Annotated in this window: 14 protein-coding genes; 5 read left to right on the top strand and 9 right to left on the bottom strand. The window is 39.0% G+C overall.

Annotated features, from left to right (window positions below; genetic code table 11):
- Positions 1-159: 159 nt before the first annotated feature.
- On the bottom strand, positions 160-345 hold the full coding sequence (gene rpmF / locus R2H34_RS04640; RefSeq protein ID WP_004638135.1) for a 50S ribosomal protein L32: 186 nt from the start codon (positions 343-345) through the stop codon (positions 160-162).
- Positions 346-424: 79 nt separating this feature from the next.
- Positions 425-985 carry a YceD family protein gene (locus R2H34_RS04635; protein WP_005403102.1) on the bottom strand — a complete coding sequence of 187 codons (561 nt, stop codon included), beginning with the start codon at positions 983-985 and terminating at the stop codon, positions 425-427.
- Between the two features lie 95 nt (positions 986-1,080).
- Here R2H34_RS04635 and R2H34_RS04630 point away from each other — a divergent pair, with 95 nt between their 5' ends.
- Positions 1,081-1,743 carry an elongation factor P hydroxylase gene (locus R2H34_RS04630; protein WP_005403103.1) on the top strand — a complete coding sequence of 221 codons (663 nt, stop codon included), beginning with the start codon at positions 1,081-1,083 and terminating at the stop codon, positions 1,741-1,743.
- Positions 1,744-1,831: 88 nt separating this feature from the next.
- A complete protein-coding gene (locus R2H34_RS04625) occupies positions 1,832-2,449 on the top strand; it encodes an L-threonylcarbamoyladenylate synthase (RefSeq protein WP_004914027.1) in 618 nt (205 codons plus the stop codon).
- A 300-nt stretch (positions 2,450-2,749) separates the two neighbouring features.
- Here R2H34_RS04625 and R2H34_RS04620 read toward each other — a convergent pair whose 3' ends face one another.
- Positions 2,750-3,463, bottom strand: a complete 714-nt coding sequence (locus R2H34_RS04620; RefSeq protein WP_151825983.1) for a GNAT family N-acetyltransferase — start codon at positions 3,461-3,463, stop codon at positions 2,750-2,752.
- Positions 3,464-3,701: 238 nt separating this feature from the next.
- On the opposite strand from R2H34_RS04620, the gene R2H34_RS04615 reads away from it, so the two are divergent.
- The 3 genes from R2H34_RS04615 to rluB are packed head-to-tail and all read left to right on the top strand — an operon-like array spanning position 3,702 to position 6,078.
- Positions 3,702-4,496 (top strand): segregation and condensation protein A, encoded by a 795-nt coding sequence (locus tag R2H34_RS04615; RefSeq protein ID WP_039047455.1) that lies wholly within the window; start codon positions 3,702-3,704, stop codon positions 4,494-4,496.
- A complete protein-coding gene (scpB, locus tag R2H34_RS04610; protein ID WP_004952612.1) occupies positions 4,493-5,092 on the top strand; it encodes an SMC-Scp complex subunit ScpB in 600 nt (199 codons plus the stop codon). The genes R2H34_RS04615 and scpB overlap by 4 nt, the downstream gene beginning before the upstream one ends.
- 41 nt (positions 5,093-5,133) lie before the next feature.
- A complete protein-coding gene (gene rluB / locus R2H34_RS04605) occupies positions 5,134-6,078 on the top strand; it encodes a 23S rRNA pseudouridine(2605) synthase RluB (RefSeq protein WP_042891428.1) in 945 nt (314 codons plus the stop codon).
- Positions 6,079-6,158: 80 nt separating this feature from the next.
- Here rluB and R2H34_RS04600 read toward each other — a convergent pair whose 3' ends face one another.
- From R2H34_RS04600 to R2H34_RS04575, 6 genes are read right to left on the bottom strand one after another with little or no spacing between them, the layout of a single operon-like run.
- Positions 6,159-7,880 carry an ABC transporter ATP-binding protein gene (locus R2H34_RS04600; RefSeq protein ID WP_042891426.1) on the bottom strand — a complete coding sequence of 574 codons (1,722 nt, stop codon included), beginning with the start codon at positions 7,878-7,880 and terminating at the stop codon, positions 6,159-6,161.
- Positions 7,881-7,894: 14 nt separating this feature from the next.
- Complete coding sequence (locus tag R2H34_RS04595) at positions 7,895-9,037, bottom strand: ABC transporter permease (RefSeq protein WP_042891424.1); 1,143 nt, start codon at positions 9,035-9,037, stop codon at positions 7,895-7,897.
- 7 nt (positions 9,038-9,044) lie between these two features.
- Complete coding sequence (locus R2H34_RS04590) at positions 9,045-9,983, bottom strand: ABC transporter permease (RefSeq protein ID WP_042891421.1); 939 nt, start codon at positions 9,981-9,983, stop codon at positions 9,045-9,047.
- A gap of 12 nt (positions 9,984-9,995) precedes the next feature.
- Positions 9,996-12,011 (bottom strand): M3 family metallopeptidase, encoded by a 2,016-nt coding sequence (locus R2H34_RS04585; protein WP_042891418.1) that lies wholly within the window; start codon positions 12,009-12,011, stop codon positions 9,996-9,998.
- 22 nt (positions 12,012-12,033) lie between these two features.
- A complete protein-coding gene (locus R2H34_RS04580; RefSeq protein WP_005403109.1) occupies positions 12,034-13,845 on the bottom strand; it encodes an ABC transporter substrate-binding protein in 1,812 nt (603 codons plus the stop codon).
- 14 nt (positions 13,846-13,859) lie between these two features.
- Entirely contained in the window at positions 13,860-15,644 is a 1,785-nt protein-coding gene (locus tag R2H34_RS04575; protein WP_318342458.1) for an ABC transporter substrate-binding protein, read from the bottom strand.
- Positions 15,645-15,882 lie beyond the last annotated feature (238 nt).

Raw genomic sequence — 15,882 nt, 5'->3', positions numbered from 1 at the left:
TTTCTCATGATTCTACATGAGAATAGCAGCAGACTTTTTCTCGATGCGGAAATTTAACATTGATTAAATCGTTTTATAATTGCGAAAAACAACAAAAAAGGGAGCTTTCGCTCCCATTTTTTCTATACTTTAAGCTAACGCTTAATGCATATGATTCAATTATTCAGCATCAGCTGCTTTAGCGAATAATTGACGACCACGGTAAATACCGTCTTTAGTCACGTGGTGACGACGATGAGTTTCACCAGTAGTTTGGTCTACAGATAATGCATTCTCGGTTAAAGCGTCATGTGAACGGCGCATGTCACGGCGAGAGCGACTTTTACGGTTTTGCTGAACGGCCATGATGGCTCCTTACAAAGATCGAAAAAATGGATCAGAACAAATTCAGTTGTCTTAACTCAACATGATAACACAAATTGTGTTATGAGTTAAGTTTGCCTTTCAAACTTGCCAAAACATCAAACGGATTATCCCGCTTTTCTTCGACAACGTCCTGAACGGCAGGTTGATGTTTATGCTCACAAACACCATGTTTGGGAGACAAAGGCATCAACAATAACAATTCATCTTCTAGCAATGCGAATAAATCAATCGAAGCAGGTGTATCAATACTCCCTTTTTTCGACGATTCACTTTCACCTAAAACGATGAAATCAGCATCCTCATCCAATCGCTCTATCAGTGACTCATCACCAATTAAAGCTAGATGAAATTCTGAGACTAATTCAATTTCAACAGATCCCAAACAACGTTGGCATTCCCTTGGAACTTTAGTATCAATATGTCCATCTAACCATACAATACGATGATAGGCATCCATTGATAGCTTACAGTCTATGTTGATCAATTGATCATCAATTGAACTAACAGCTTCTCGAGCAATACGAGCAAAGCGAGACAATGGCAGTGTTCCTGACCATGTATAGCCCTGTTCAGCCCATTTAAATGGCTCGATTTGGCTTGGAAAAGTATTTGCTGACATAATTAAGGCGGCAATTCTACAAATTCATCGGTACTCTGTCAAAGATTAAGATACAATTTTGCACTTCTTTAGACAGAACTCGTGGTAACACAGCAATGTATCTGTTGCAGCCGCAACTTGAAGTAACAACTTCATCACTTGTTAGCCCCCATTCAATCACTGCTCCTATGTTAACACCAGATCAAGTGCAACGCTCATCTTGGCAAACGTTAACAACAGAACCAGAACAGGTTGATTGGCTTATTTTACACTTTAATCACTGTTTTTCCCACCATAATGTCACATTAGTTAAAGGTGATTTTGAACCAGAATATTTCCCAGCGACAGATCAGCTACCTGCACGAATCCAATTTGCTCATGGTTTTTTTAATAGTGCCTTACATGAAATTAGTCATTGGACGATTTCAGGGGAACAACGTAGAAAGCTACCTGATCTAGGTTATTGGTATGCACCGGATGGTCGAAATGCGGAACAGCAAGCGCTTTTTGAACAAGTAGAAATCAAACCCCAAGCGATTGAATGGTTATTTGCAACTGCATTTGGTCGAAAGTTTCGTGTCTCTTTAGATAACTTAACTGGCGAAGGTGGTGATGGTGCTTTATTTAAAGACAATGTTTTTAATCAAGTAAAACGTTTTTTTTCAGGTGAGTCTAAATTACCTCGTGATGCTACACACTTCATTTATTACATCTGCTTGTGTACGCGTAATGGACGAGCATTACAACTTGATGAATTTAAACGTGAATCGCTTGATTGATTGACAAAATTATCACATCTGAGACTTGCATCCGCCCCTTAACACGTTTCATACTTAATTCAGCCATAAAGATCAGGGAGTTATAATAATGTTGCACTTACATATTCATCCTGAAAATCCACAGGCACGTTTAATCACTCAAGCTGTAGATCGTATACGTGCAGGTGATGTGGTTGTTTATCCAACTGATGCTGCTTATGCAATTGGTTGCCAAATTGGAAATAAAAATGCGATGGAGCGAATTGCACAGATTCGCGGTCTAGGTCCAAAACATCAATATGCGATTATGTGTTGTGATCTATCAGATATTGCAACCTATGCAAAAGTTGATAATGCAATGTATCGACTGCTTAAAAATAATACGCCTGCTGTAACTACCTTTATTTTGCCTGCAACCAGCGAAGTTCCAAAACGTTTGATGCATCCTAAGAAAAAAACCATTGGTTTGCGTATTCCTAGCAATCCTATCGCACAAGCGTTGCTAAAAGAGCTCGGCGAACCACTACTCACAAGCACCCTGATTCTTCCTGATCAAACAGAACCACTAGATGATCCTTATGATATTGAAAATCAACTCGGCAAACGCATAGATGTATTTATTGATGGTGGTTTCGGTACATTATCCACCACTAGTATCGTGGATTTATCTGGAGAAAACCCAGAGATCGTACGTCGTGGTGTTGGAGATGTGAGTGCTTTTGAATAATAAAGATATAGCAAATGCATCTATTTCAAATGTTAGTGAACATTTATGATTATGCTGATGACCAGACAATCTATGTCATTGAACCTTGGCTTTTAGAACATATCTATCACCCTTGAAGTCAAAGAACCCAAAGAAGGACTTATACAAATTAAACATGACAATAAGGTTTTGAATATTTTTTAGAAGTTAAGATTGTAAAAGACATATTTGAAGATTTAGAGAATCTAAACTTGTGTATTCGATCTCAATGTCAATCAATTATCGAATACGCAATTTATGATGCTTAATGTCTAAATTGAATCACATAAAATCTGATAGCCGCTTTTTCTGTACACCTTGCTCATCAAAATTTCCTGGACTTAACCATTGTTGATAAGCTAGCTTTAAATCTGACCACTCTTCATCAATAATTGAAAACCACGCCGTATTACGATTTCTTCCTTTCACAATTCGATCTTGTCTAAATAAACCTTCATATTGAAACCCGAAACGCAATGCGGCTGCTTTAGAAGGTTGATTACAATCATCACATTTCCACTCAATGCGTAGAAATCTTTGCTTAAAACATTGTTGTAATAATAGAAAAATAGTTTCAGTAGCAGCCCTCGATTTTTTCATTTTATGGGAGAAATAAACATTACCGATTTCTATAGCACCGTAGTCAAGTCTAGGATTAAGCAAAGCAATCCATCCACAGATTTCACCTTCAATTTCAATTAGAAAATGTGTTGAGCCTTTAAAATTAAATGTATTTTTTAAGGACTCCGTAAGTACAGTTAAATTTAATGGTGCGGCATACGGCAAATAGGTCCAACAACTTTCATCTGGCTCTGTTGCAACACAGTTCCAAATTTGGGAAAAAACTCGATTTGAAACTTCAGAATTGATATCAATTAAATTGACATAATTCCCCTCAATATTTCCACGCACTAGTTCACAAGGCTTAAAGTGCTCAACTGAAAAACTGGTGAGCTGTCCAAATTTGTTTTCTTGTGTTTCTTGATATCTGTACATAAAAAAATGCCAATTTTTTATAATGCGAAGACAATTTAACCATAAAATTCATCTATGGACTGCATACGATGCCATAAGCATAGAAAATACCCTGAGAAACTTAAGGTTTTTGTAAGTGAGCAATTTATTAAATTAGGTAATTCGATTAGAATAGATGAACTTGTTGTGACATGTGAATTTGCATGTGTCCGCACTTTCTCTTTCATGCTTTTGAAAATTCGCGTGGCTTATAACGGTAATGAATCAAATCCTTTCTTCTACATTGGAGACTTCTCCTTCCATTCGTGTGCTTGACGAATGGCAAGAAGCTATACCTGAAGATTTGTATATTCCCCCTGCTGCATTTGAAATTTTACTTGAGCAATTTGAGGGTCCTCTAGATTTCCTCATCTATTTAATCCAGAAAAATGGATTTGATCTTTTACAATTGGATATTTCCCCAATCGCTACCCAATATCTGTCTTATATGGATAGCATGAAATCGCTCAATATCGAACTCACCGCAGACTATATGGTGATGGCTGCATTACTCGCCGATTTGAAATCTCGTTTGTTACTTCCAAAACCTGTTGCTGTAGATCAATTTGAAAAAGATCCAAAACAAGAACTTATTGATCGACTTGAAACGTATTTAAGAATCAAACAAGCGGCTGAAAAATTAGGGCAAATGCCAATTTTTGAGCGAGATACTTTTAGTACAAACGTAAGCATAGGTCATATTGCCCCGATTTATGAAGGTTATGATGTAGATGCATTACGTGATGCTTTGTTTTGCGTATTCAATCGTCCTGAACCCGTTAAACATGTTGTTGCACAAGAACCTGTATTGTTAGAAGAGCGAATCGCCTTCATCGAAAGTCAACTTGCAACTGGTTTGAGCTTGAGTTTTATTGAGCTGTTAAATCCCAAACAAGGTCGTATGGGAATGGTTGTAACATTTATGGCTGTTCTAGAACTCACAAGACAACAAAAAATTAAAATTATTCATTCTGGTATCGAGGCTCCATTAACTATTCAAGGAGTATCAGCATGAGTTTAGAACAATTCGATTCGCATGAAGGCATGTCTCTTGAAGATATCCATCATGATGTTTTGTTGCAAATTGAGGCTATTTTATTTGCCAGTGACTCCCCAGTTTCACTAGCACGACTAAAAGAAGCATTTCAAAACCAATATAATAAGCAACAATTACGTACTTTTCTGCAACAGCTTGCAATGTTGCAGCATGGTCGATCTATTGAATTAATTGAAACTGCACAGGGCTTTCGTTTTCAAGTCCGTGCAAAATATCGAAATATTATCGCGCAAGTTTGGCCTGAACGTCCGACGAAACTTTCTCCTTCTTTACTCGAAACGGTTGCAGTGATTGCTTATCATCAACCTGTAACACGTGCTGATATCGAACAAATTCGTGGTGTTTCAAACAATAGCCAGAACTTGAGAACGCTTTTTGACTGGAACTGGATTAAAGAATCTGGTTTTAGAGATTTACCTGGAAGACCCGCGTTGTTAGTTACAACGCCTCAATTTTTAAATGCTTTTGGTTTAGCTTCGCTAGGTCAATTGCCTCCCCTACAGAACGCCAAGGAAGCATTCATGGCTCTCGATGCACATGCGCCGAAGTCTTGAGAAGGTGAACTGTTGAACATTATGTCTAAGGTTGTGCTGTCATGAGTGAAAAATTACAAAAGGTTCTGGCGAGAGTGGGGTTAGGCTCACGTCGTTATATGGAAGAAGTTATTGCTGCTGGTCGTGTCAGCATCAATGGTAAAATCGCCCAAGTAGGTGAGCGTATTGAACCGACTGATGAACTCCGTATCGATGGTCGTAAAGTACAATTCCAGATTGAAGACGAAATACGTCGTCGTGTATTGATTTACTACAAGCCTGAAGGTGAGATTTGCTCACGCAACGATCCTGAAAAACGCCCTACGGTATTTGATCACTTACCCCAAATCGCCAATGATCGTTGGGTAATGGTGGGTCGACTTGATATCAACAGTACTGGTTTATTGATTTTTACAAATGATGGCGAGCTTGCTAACCGCTTAATGCACCCTTCAAATGAAGTAGAACGTGAATATGCTGTTCGTGTTATGGGTGAAGTCACTCCGCAAATCCGTAACAATATGCTCAAGGGCGTTGAACTTGAAGATGGTCCTGCTAAGTTTGAATCTTTCTCTGAAATTGGTGGCGATGGGATTAACCGTTGGTATCAAGTTGTTGTGAAAGAAGGACGTAACCGTGAAGTACGTCGTATCTTTGAATCACAAGGTTTAAAAGTAAGTCGTCTACTCCGTACTCGTTACGGTACAGTGATTTTGCCACGTGAATTACGCACAGGTCGCTGGATGGAACTCGATAAAGCTGATATCGATAACTTAGCGAAATCAGTTGAATTAAAACCTCGTCAAGGTACAGGCTTATTCGGTATGGCAAAACGTCGTACTGAACGTATGAGTGAAAAACCAATGGCGGCGCGTCGTGGAGGTTATTTACGTCAACAACGTCGTGATGATGAACAACCAGAGCAACAACAACGCCCAAATGCCAATAATAACAGCAACAGTGGACGTAAAACTATTGGCCTGAATAAAGGTTTTAAAAAGTTCTAATTGCTCAGCAATGTAAATAAAAAAAACGCTCAAATTTGAGCGTTTTTTTATTGGACTTAGATATGAAAATCAAAAACTAGCTAGGCAATACCTTGTGGAATTGCTTTTAACAATTTTTGGGTATATTCATGTTGAGGATTCAAATAGAGCTCATCTGAATTTGCAATTTCAACCACTTCCCCATGATTCATGACCATTACTTGATCTGAAATATATTTCACCACAGATAAATCATGCGAAATAAAAATATAACTCAAACCAAACTCATCCTGTAAATCCTGAAGCAAGTTTAATACCTGAGCCTGTACAGACACATCAAGCGCTGAAACTGACTCATCACAGATCAAAATCTCAGGTTTTAAAGTTAAGCAACGTGCAATCGCAATCCGTTGACGCTGTCCTCCCGAAAACTCATGTGGATAACGATCATATGCTTCAACAGGTAGGCTAACACGCTCCAAAAGCTCTAATGCAATTTTTTTACGCTCTTGATCATTTTGACCAATCCCATGAATACGCATCGGTTCAAGTAAAATCTGCCCAATGGTAAAACGAGGATTTAATGATGCGTAAGGGTTTTGGAAAATGATCTGAATTTTACGTTGATAGAGGGCAAATTCCTTCTCTGACATTGCAAGAATATCTTTACCATCTATAAAGGCCTGACCACCAGTTGCTTCATGCAATCGCATAAGTAACAAACCAATTGTCGTTTTCCCAGATCCAGACTCACCCACCAAACCCAATGTTTTGCCCTTAGCCAGTTTAAAGGAAACACCTTTCACCGCCTGAAACTCATCACGTCCCCATAAACCTTTACGACTATAAAATGATTTTTTGAGATTTTGTACATCTAAGATAATCGGCTCGTCACCTGTTAAGCCACGACTACGTTCTTGCAGATTAAACGTTGACAGATTAATAGCTTCGATAAGCTGACCATTTTCTTGTTTCATAAAGTCACTGGTCACAGGTAAACGATATGGGCGTGAAGATAGTTGTGGACGACAATGCAACAATGCTCGCGTATAGACATCATTCGGTTGTTCTAAAACTTGTTGAGCATCTCCACTTTCACGAATTTCACCATGACGCATTACAATCACTTCATCGGCAATTTCACCGACCAATGCCAAATCATGGGTAATAAACAACATTGACATTTCACGACGCTGACGCAAAGACTCCAACAAATCAATAATTTGTTTTTGAATAGTGACATCCAGTGCAGTAGTCGGCTCATCCGCAATCAGTAGTTTCGGTTCACATGCGATCGCCATCGCAATCATCACACGTTGTTGTTGTCCACCAGATAATTGACTTGGATAAGCATCGATCTTAGTGTCGGGAGATGGAATACCGACTTCTTTCAATAATTCTAAAACACGTGCACGAGCTTGTTTACGCCCCATCCCCAAGTGAATACGCAAAACCTCTGCAATTTGATCACCGACGGTGAATACAGGATTTAATGATGACATTGGCTCTTGGAAAATCATCGCAATATCTTTTCCACAAATATTACGTAGCTCTGCAACAGATAGATTAAGTAAGTCTTTATCTTCAAAACGGATTTGGCTCTGTTCTGAAATTTGGCTTTGTCCTTTCGGCAACAATCCCATAACCGCCAATGAAGTGACTGATTTACCACTTCCCGACTCTCCAACTAAGGCAACTGTTTTATTCTTTGGGATACTAAACGAAATCCCTTTAACAGTTTTAATCCATTGTTTGCTCTCGGATTTAAAACTCACCTCAAGATTTTCAACTTTTAATAACGGTGATTCATTTATTGTTGTCATCTCATCTCACTCCGCTATTTCAGTTTTGGATCCAATGCATCACGTAATGCATCAGTAAACATAGAAAATGCTGTCACTAACACCGCCATCGCAATCGATGCGGCAGCCAATTGCCACCATTTCCCTAAAATCAATTCGGTTTGCGCCTCATTCAACATACTGCCCCATGACACAACACCGACAGGAACACCAAAGCCGAGGAAGCTTAAGATCACTTCTGACTTGATAAACGCTACCACTAGAATTGAAATCTGAACCAACGCGATATGACTCACGTTCGGAAAAATATGCACAAACATACGGCGGAAATGGCTGACTCCAATTGCTTTGGCAGCAAGTACATATTCACGAGATTTATGCTTCATATATTCAGCACGAATCAAACGGAACACTCCTGTCCAGCCTGTTAAACCTAGAATTAATACAATCGAAAGAATACCTTTCTGCTGCAAAACTGCTGCAACAGCCAAAACCAATAATAGATAAGGTATTGAAGTAAAGATGTTATAGAACCAATTGAGCACATCATCTACCCAACCACCAAAATATCCCGCGATTGCACCAAGAAATGTCCCAATTACAACAGCTAAAAGTGCTGATAGTAATCCTACAAGAATCGAAGTTTCTGCGCCTTTAATCGTTTTAAGGAGAACATCTTGCCCCCATTTATCTGCACCGAATGCCAAAGTTGATTTCAGCTCTTGCTTTTGATCAAGTAACTCGCCTCCAAGTTGCTGATTGATTGCTTGCATATCCGATGCCAATGGATCGGTTACACCGTAGTAATCAATGGCTGCATAGCCTGAGGTTTGTTGTGCTGTTTGAGTATTTAATTCACGTAAAATATCTTTTAAAGGATCGACTGGATTTTCAGGTAGAACTTCCACTTGCTTGGCGACTGGACTCAGAGGCGAATCTTCAGTATCAGCGCCCATAAAGGTTGGCGGCGCGTAACTGACTGCGACTTCTTTGTTCCAATCCGAGGCGATTACGCCTGTAACAGATAGTAGCAGCACAATGAAATAGGCGAATACGATGAATAAGGATGCCATAGCAATACGATCAGCTTTTAATCGTTGTACTGCCAAACGCCATAATCCTGAAGATGCGGTGTTAGTCTGAACTTGCGCTTTTCGTTTTGATAATACACTCAGCATAGTTCACCTACTTCAACTCTACACGCGGATCGATCAATTTATATATCAGATCAGCAATTAAGTTAAAAAACATGGTTGCAGCGGCAACGTATACCGTAATCGCTTTAATCACAGGAAAATCACTTCGTTCAACGGCAATAATGACTTCTCGACCGATCCCTGGAATACCAAAAAAGCGTTCGATCAAAAAGGCACCAATTAACAAAGCAGGTAAAGTTGCCATCACATCCGTCACAATCGGAATCGAAGCATTACGTAAAACATGCACGCCATAGACACGTCGTTCACTCACCCCTTTAGCGCGTGCCGTGCGCACATAGTCCTGATTCACCTCATCTAAAATAAAGCTACGATACAGTCTTAAAGTCGGGGCGATACTTACCACCAACATGATAAGAACAGGTAATAATGCATATTTGAATAGATTTTCACTGAAGCTATCACTCCAGCCTTGAACTGGAAACCAACCAAGTTGATAAGCAAAGAAGTATTGAAAAATAATGATATAAACTAAAATACTAATCGACATTCCAATCGTGCAAAGCATCATTACCATACGATCAGTCAAACTTCCTCGCACTGAGGCAACAGCCAACGCCAAAATGATCGAAATAACGGTTTGTAAAATCGTCAATGGAATCAAAATCGTCAATGATGGCCCTAAACGCGTGCTTATAATTTGCGAGACCGATTCACCTGTACTCCAACTCACACCATAATCGAAGCTTATAATTTGCTTGATAAAGATCCAAAGTTGAACGTAATAAGGCTGATCGACACCTAACTGTTGTCGGATATTTTCTATTTGCTCAGGATTCGACATTTTTCCTGCCAAGATATATGCAGGATCTCCCCCCACCCAATTGAATAAGAAAAAAATCAGCAGCACGACCCCGAGCATCGTTGGGATCATCTGCCATATACGGCGTATGATATATGCCAGCATAAAGATGCTCCCTTATTTCACTCGTTGACCTGTAATTTCATCAAAAAATGCTTTGTTGTTCGGTTTACGTCCGAGGAAATCTTCGACCAACTTTTCTGCTGGTTTTTGGCTACCTTGAGATAAAATTGTTTGTCGATAATGCTGACCAACTTTTGGATTATTTAAGTTATCGCCAAATGCCGACAACATATCCAAAGCCATAACCTCAGACCACATATATCCGTAATAACCTACTTGATAACCATTCATGATGTGATTGAACTGTCCAGGGAACTCAGTTGTTGGTACGTACCCAAGTGCTGTAGCATTTTCCATTTTCTTCCAAACATCCAATGGCTGTACCTTCAAAGCATCCGTTCCATGCAATGCCATATCATACTGGGCGTATAAAGTCTGACGTGCATAATGCAAACCACGACCGTAACTATGTACAGCAGCTAGCTTTTTAATTAATGCTTCATCAACTCGTGGGCAGGCAGGTTGGCAATAATCTGCAAGTTTAGAAAGTGTCTCTTTTCGTCTTGCCCATTCTTCATACATCTGAGAAGGTGCTTCTACAAAATCTCGCTCAACGGTAGTGCCCGTTTGTGATGAATATCGAGTGTTGGAAAGGATGCCATGTAAAGCATGTCCAAACTCATGTACAAAAGTTTCTAACTCATCACTGGTCAATCCTTGACGGTTAAAGTTAGTCACTAAAGCTGAAATAGGTTTACGATCAGTTAATGTACTTCGCCCATAAACACTCCACACAGCAGCATGACCATATTTCCCTTCACGTGGGAATTTGTCCATGTATAGTCCGCCCAGCAATTTTCCAGTTTTGGTATCCGTTACATCGTAATATTCAACTTCATCTTGCCAAGCAGGCACTTTTACAGGTTTAAACTCGATACCATATAAGTTAGATGAAATCGCAAATAACCAATCTTGTGCTGCTTGAGTTGGAAAATATTCACGCAGTTTTTCTTGATCTACTTGATATTTAGCTTTGCGTAACTTTTCACTCCAGTACGCTTCACTCCATCGTTCGATTTTGGCTTGCTCAAGTGGAATATTTAATGTTTGAGCTTTAAATGCTTGTAAGGTTTGTACTTCTTTTTGTTCTAAAGGCGAAACTGTTGCATGAATATCTGCCAGAAATGTATTCACTGCCTCAGGTGTTTTTGCCATGCGTTTTTGTAAAACCCATTCAGCATAACTTGATTTTCCAAACAGTTTTGCAAGTTCATATCTCAAATCGACAGCTTGTTTTAATAAATTCAGATTCTTTTCACCACCACGGCGTGTAAATGCGACTTGATAACGCTTTCGTGCTTCGTCATTTTCTGCAAGCTCCATAAATGGACGATATTCTGGATATTCAAATCCTAGTAAATAATTTCCTTTTTCATTTTTCTTTACAGCATCAATATAGCTTTGTGGTAAACCTTTTAACTCAGCAGCAGTAAATTCTAGCTTCTGCTTATTATCACGAACGTTCCGACTATATTCCTGCTCTATTTTAGTGAGTTGATCCAATATTTCTTTTAAACGCTGCTGTTTATCAACAGGGAGTTGTATCCCTTTTTCTTCAAAATCTTTCAAGATATCAGCTTGAAACTTTTGATCGATAGGATCAGTAGATTTAATTTTTTTAAATTGTTGATAAAGCTTTGAGTTTTGCAAAATTTCAGTTTGAAACTGACTAATTTTAACCTCACAATCTTCTGCAGCTTTACGAACTGCTTCATCAGGATCTACGTTGCTATACAAACCGATTGGACCGTAAAAATCCTCAAAAGAAGCAAGAATCGCATCCCATTTTGCCAATATTGGAGCGGCTGGCGTATCTTGAGCGAGTTGAAGAGCTTCTAAGGACGTAAGCTGTTTTTTAACATCGTTAATTTTGGCGTCACATAATGCTGGAATATCTTTTGACTGAAATAACGGTAAGGTTTGTCGAGTCAAGGTTTCTGCCGATGAAAATTGATTAACTCCCATCGTGAGTAGGCAAAAGGTGGTGAGTTTTAAATTGTAATGTTTCATTGTTACTCCAGTTCTTTAAATTTTATTTCTTCATATCAATATCGATGTACATCCACTCCGCAGGAAGTATTGGATGCTTTTTAAAACCAATCACTCGAGGCTGCGCCAGAATATTTCGGTAACGAGCACCGATCACTTGTACAGGCATATAAACCTCTAAAATACGTGACATTTTTCTGTATATGGCATCGCGCTCTGGACCTGGCACCATGTTTTGAGTTTGTTCATAAAGACGATCAAATTCAGGAATTTTGATACAACCATTGTTCGTTACATTGATATTTTTGCCATAAAACAACTGCATAAAATTATCGGCATCAGGATAATCTGCGATCCAAGCTGAAGCTTTGAACATGGTTTTACATTGCTTTTCCAACTTCAAGGCTTCTGAAAATGGGAGAGATTGTGTGGTCATCTGTATCTTGAGACCATCAAGGATTTTCTTCCAGAATTCAGCTTGTTGTTGACTACGTAAACTACTACCACTAACAGTCATCTCTATGACCAAAGGCTTACCATTTGGCAAGGTTCTCCAACCATTTGTACCAACTTTGTACTGATAACGATCTAATAATAGATTGGCTGCTTTGACTGAATAAGGAATACTTGATCTGTAATTTGGGTCATAACCAACAACACCTTCTGGGATTGGTGCTTGTAATTTTTTAGCATCACCTTTTTGCAAGATATTGATGTAGTTATCTGCAGAAAATGCCATCGCAATCGCACGGCGTAATGCTATTTTTTCTTTGCTTAATCCCCCAACAACAGGGTTTTGCATGTTCCAATAATGATAGTCAAGTGATGGATCAACGATGCGAGATAATTGCACACCTTTTTTCACCAATTCAGGTTTTAACTTACCATTTTGTAAAGCCTGTACAGTCAATTCACCATCAAGTTGAAATAAGTCAATCTCATCTTTACTGAATGACAACCAGCGAGATTGCCCTTCTTCCATCACTTGAATGTCAATCAGACCAATCTGAGGCATTTTTTTGCCTTGCATCGCTTTTACAATTTTCTGGTCTTCAGGGGAACTCGCTTTAAAGTTCCATACAAAACTACGAAAGTCAGGATTGGCTTTTAAAATAATTCTTGAACCTGGCGTCCAGCGAGACAGCATATACGGTCCTGTACCCACAGGATGACCCATCGCAAACCCAGCTTTGTTTCTATATTTTTCGATCACTTCTCTTGCCACAGCACCTGCTGGTTGATGTGCAAGTAACATTGGAAAGTTTTGATCTGGTCGAGTTAGACGGATAACCAATGTGTATCGGTCTGGCGTTTGTAATCCCACAATCGGTTGGTCGTAATTGAATTTGCCATTCTTTTGCGCTTGCTTCTGTAACGCATCCATTCCAACAATACGTCCATCCAGTAACCAACTGTTTGGTGAATGTAGATTCGGATCCAAGAGTCGTTTAAAGGTATACGCATAGTCAAAAGACGTGAGTTCACGTTTTTTTCCTTTAAAAGCAGGATCATTGGCAAAATAAATCCCTTTTTGCAAACGGATGGTATACGTCAAACCATCTGCACTAATCTCAGGTAATGCGACTGCCGTGCGAGGGACTAACTTTGCTGGTGAGGCTAAATAATCATATGTATATAAAGTCTCGAAAATCGAACCATTTACATGTGCAGAATACAAATCATGCACACCTGCAGGATCAAAACCAGTTTCAGCGACTGGAAAGACATAACGCAATACTTTATTTGGATCAGCTGGACTTTTAGCAAATGTCAAAGTGGCTGTAGAACTCGCTATAAGCCCAACACAAAGCGCCAAACTGTAGGATTTCAATGAAAGTTTATAATTTTGCTTCATCTTGAACTCAACACTTATTTTTGTCGTGGTGAAGCAATATCTAAATATTGCCAGTTACTGTTCATAATTGGATGGGCTTTAAAACCTTGAACGTGGGATTGGATCACCCAATTTCGAATACGGGTATCTTGTAAAATTAGAGGATTGTCAGCTTCAATTTGACGACTCATTTTTTCGTAATATGGCATGCGCTTTTCTGGAGGCTGTTGCATCGCTTGTTTATACAAACCATCATAGGCTGAAGAGCTATAGCACGACTGATTACCTCTGCCTACATTCGGTCCATATAATAGTTGCGTGAAATTTTCTCCTTCAGGATAGTCTGCATGCCAAGCTCCACCCCAAATCATATATTCACATTGCGTCGCTGCTTTTAAGTTATCCGCGAAGTTACTTACTCTGAAATCTGCGCGAATGCCGATCGCATCTAAATTCTTTTTCCACAACTCCGAATACATCACTGAGGATGAGCCACTTTCAGTATTTATTTTTAGAACAAGTGCTTTGCCATTTGGCAGATTTCGATAACCATCAGCACCTTTTTTATAACCAAAATGATCTAACAGTTTATTAGCCAAACTCGGGTTATAGCCAATACTACTTCGATATTTTGGATTGTGCCCATTTACCCCCGCGGGTACCAACATTTCAGCTTTAACAGCCTGTCCTTTTCTTAATATCCGAATATATTCATCAACATTAAATGACATCGCAATTGCGCGTCTTAATGCAATTTTGTCCAAATTGTTCCCACCTATGATTGGATCACGCATATTCAGCATGGTATAGGTGATCTCAGCCTCCTTGTTAGGATAAAGTCGAATCCCCTTTTGTCGCATCGCAGGCTTAAGTTGATTATTTTGGTCTAAAACTTTAGGAATGGAACTCGAGGTGAGCTTATCGAAATCGAGTTGTTTTGATTGAAAAGCCAGCCAACGTGACTGCTCTTCTTCAATAATACTGATATTTACTTTACCAATTTGAGGCATTTTTTTGCCTGTCATTTCTTTAACTAACTGGTTATCCCAAGCAGTTCCTGTCGATTTAAAATTCCAAACAAAACCTCGATAATCTGGGTTAGCTACTAGTTCTATTTTACTGCGGGGCACATACTTACTCAGCATGTAAGGTCCTGTACCTACGGGATGCATTCCCAATCGATCTTTATAATAATCAACTACTTCACGAGCAGTAGCACCAAACGTACTATAAGCTAGAATATAGGGGAAGTTATAATCAGGTTGAGTCAAGGTAAATTGAAGTGTGTATCGATCTAAGGCTTTTACCCCCTCAATCTTGGCATCATAATTGAAGCGACCTGTTTGTTTCGCTTGCTCAACTAAAGCATTTGCACCCACAATTTTCTGGTCGATAAATGCATATGAAGAAGAATGATTTTTAGGATCTAAAATACGTTTGACCGAATACACATAGTTTTCTGCAATTAACTCTCTACGCTGACCTTTAAATGCTGGATCAGCAGTAAAATAAATACCTGGTTTTATTTTAAATATATAAACTTTCCCATTTTCTTTGATCACGGGCATGCTTTGTGCCGTAGCTGGAACCAACTTGACAGGATTAGCTAGATAATCGTATTGCAGCAATCTCTCAAAAATAACATCGGCTACATTACCGCTATAAAAATTAAAAGTTTTGACCATATCAAAACCATCGTCAGGTGCTTCAAATGCGATTCGAAGCACCTTATCCGCTTGCGCTGGAGTTTTAGCGTTTCCCAAAGGAGCAAATACAATAACGGTTGAGAACAAAGCGACCGTAAAAAATTTAGACTTCAATTCAATGCTCACATTATCGTTTTTTAATAAATACTAGACTTTCGAATAGCATTCAACCACACATCGATCTCACCTGCCTGACTTAATCCAATGATCTTGTTCACAAAAATGAATGGTTTGTGATATTTTTACCAATCATAAAAATAATTCAGATGTAAAACCGACATCAAGACCCAAAATTACAGTGCTAATTTCATGCCACTTTTCAAACAAATTTAAAATAGAAAAATTAGACTCC

It is taken from the genome of Acinetobacter sp. 16, assembly GCF_033439925.1.
GTDB classification, from domain to species: domain Bacteria; phylum Pseudomonadota; class Gammaproteobacteria; order Pseudomonadales; family Moraxellaceae; genus Acinetobacter; species Acinetobacter junii.
Note: the sequence above shows the minus strand (reverse complement) of the source record. Positions and strands in the feature narration are given on the sequence as shown.

What these genes read in the sequence shown, in the direction of transcription:
- rpmF (WP_004638135.1), bottom strand. Translation starts at nt 345, where the DNA reads ATGGCCGTTCAGCAAAACCGTAAAAGTCGCTCTCGCCGTGACATGCGC.
- R2H34_RS04635 (WP_005403102.1), bottom strand. Translation starts at nt 985, where the DNA reads ATGTCAGCAAATACTTTTCCAAGCCAAATCGAGCCATTTAAATGGGCT.
- R2H34_RS04630 (WP_005403103.1), top strand. Translation starts at nt 1,081, where the DNA reads ATGTATCTGTTGCAGCCGCAACTTGAAGTAACAACTTCATCACTTGTT.
- R2H34_RS04625 (WP_004914027.1), top strand. Translation starts at nt 1,832, where the DNA reads ATGTTGCACTTACATATTCATCCTGAAAATCCACAGGCACGTTTAATC.
- R2H34_RS04620 (WP_151825983.1), bottom strand. Translation starts at nt 3,463, where the DNA reads ATGTACAGATATCAAGAAACACAAGAAAACAAATTTGGACAGCTCACC.
- R2H34_RS04615 (WP_039047455.1), top strand. Translation starts at nt 3,702, where the DNA reads ATGAATCAAATCCTTTCTTCTACATTGGAGACTTCTCCTTCCATTCGT.
- scpB (WP_004952612.1), top strand. Translation starts at nt 4,493, where the DNA reads ATGAGTTTAGAACAATTCGATTCGCATGAAGGCATGTCTCTTGAAGAT.
- rluB (WP_042891428.1), top strand. Translation starts at nt 5,134, where the DNA reads ATGAGTGAAAAATTACAAAAGGTTCTGGCGAGAGTGGGGTTAGGCTCA.
- R2H34_RS04600 (WP_042891426.1), bottom strand. Translation starts at nt 7,880, where the DNA reads ATGACAACAATAAATGAATCACCGTTATTAAAAGTTGAAAATCTTGAG.
- R2H34_RS04595 (WP_042891424.1), bottom strand. Translation starts at nt 9,037, where the DNA reads ATGCTGAGTGTATTATCAAAACGAAAAGCGCAAGTTCAGACTAACACC.
- R2H34_RS04590 (WP_042891421.1), bottom strand. Translation starts at nt 9,983, where the DNA reads ATGCTGGCATATATCATACGCCGTATATGGCAGATGATCCCAACGATG.
- R2H34_RS04585 (WP_042891418.1), bottom strand. Translation starts at nt 12,011, where the DNA reads ATGAAACATTACAATTTAAAACTCACCACCTTTTGCCTACTCACGATG.
- R2H34_RS04580 (WP_005403109.1), bottom strand. Translation starts at nt 13,845, where the DNA reads ATGAAGCAAAATTATAAACTTTCATTGAAATCCTACAGTTTGGCGCTT.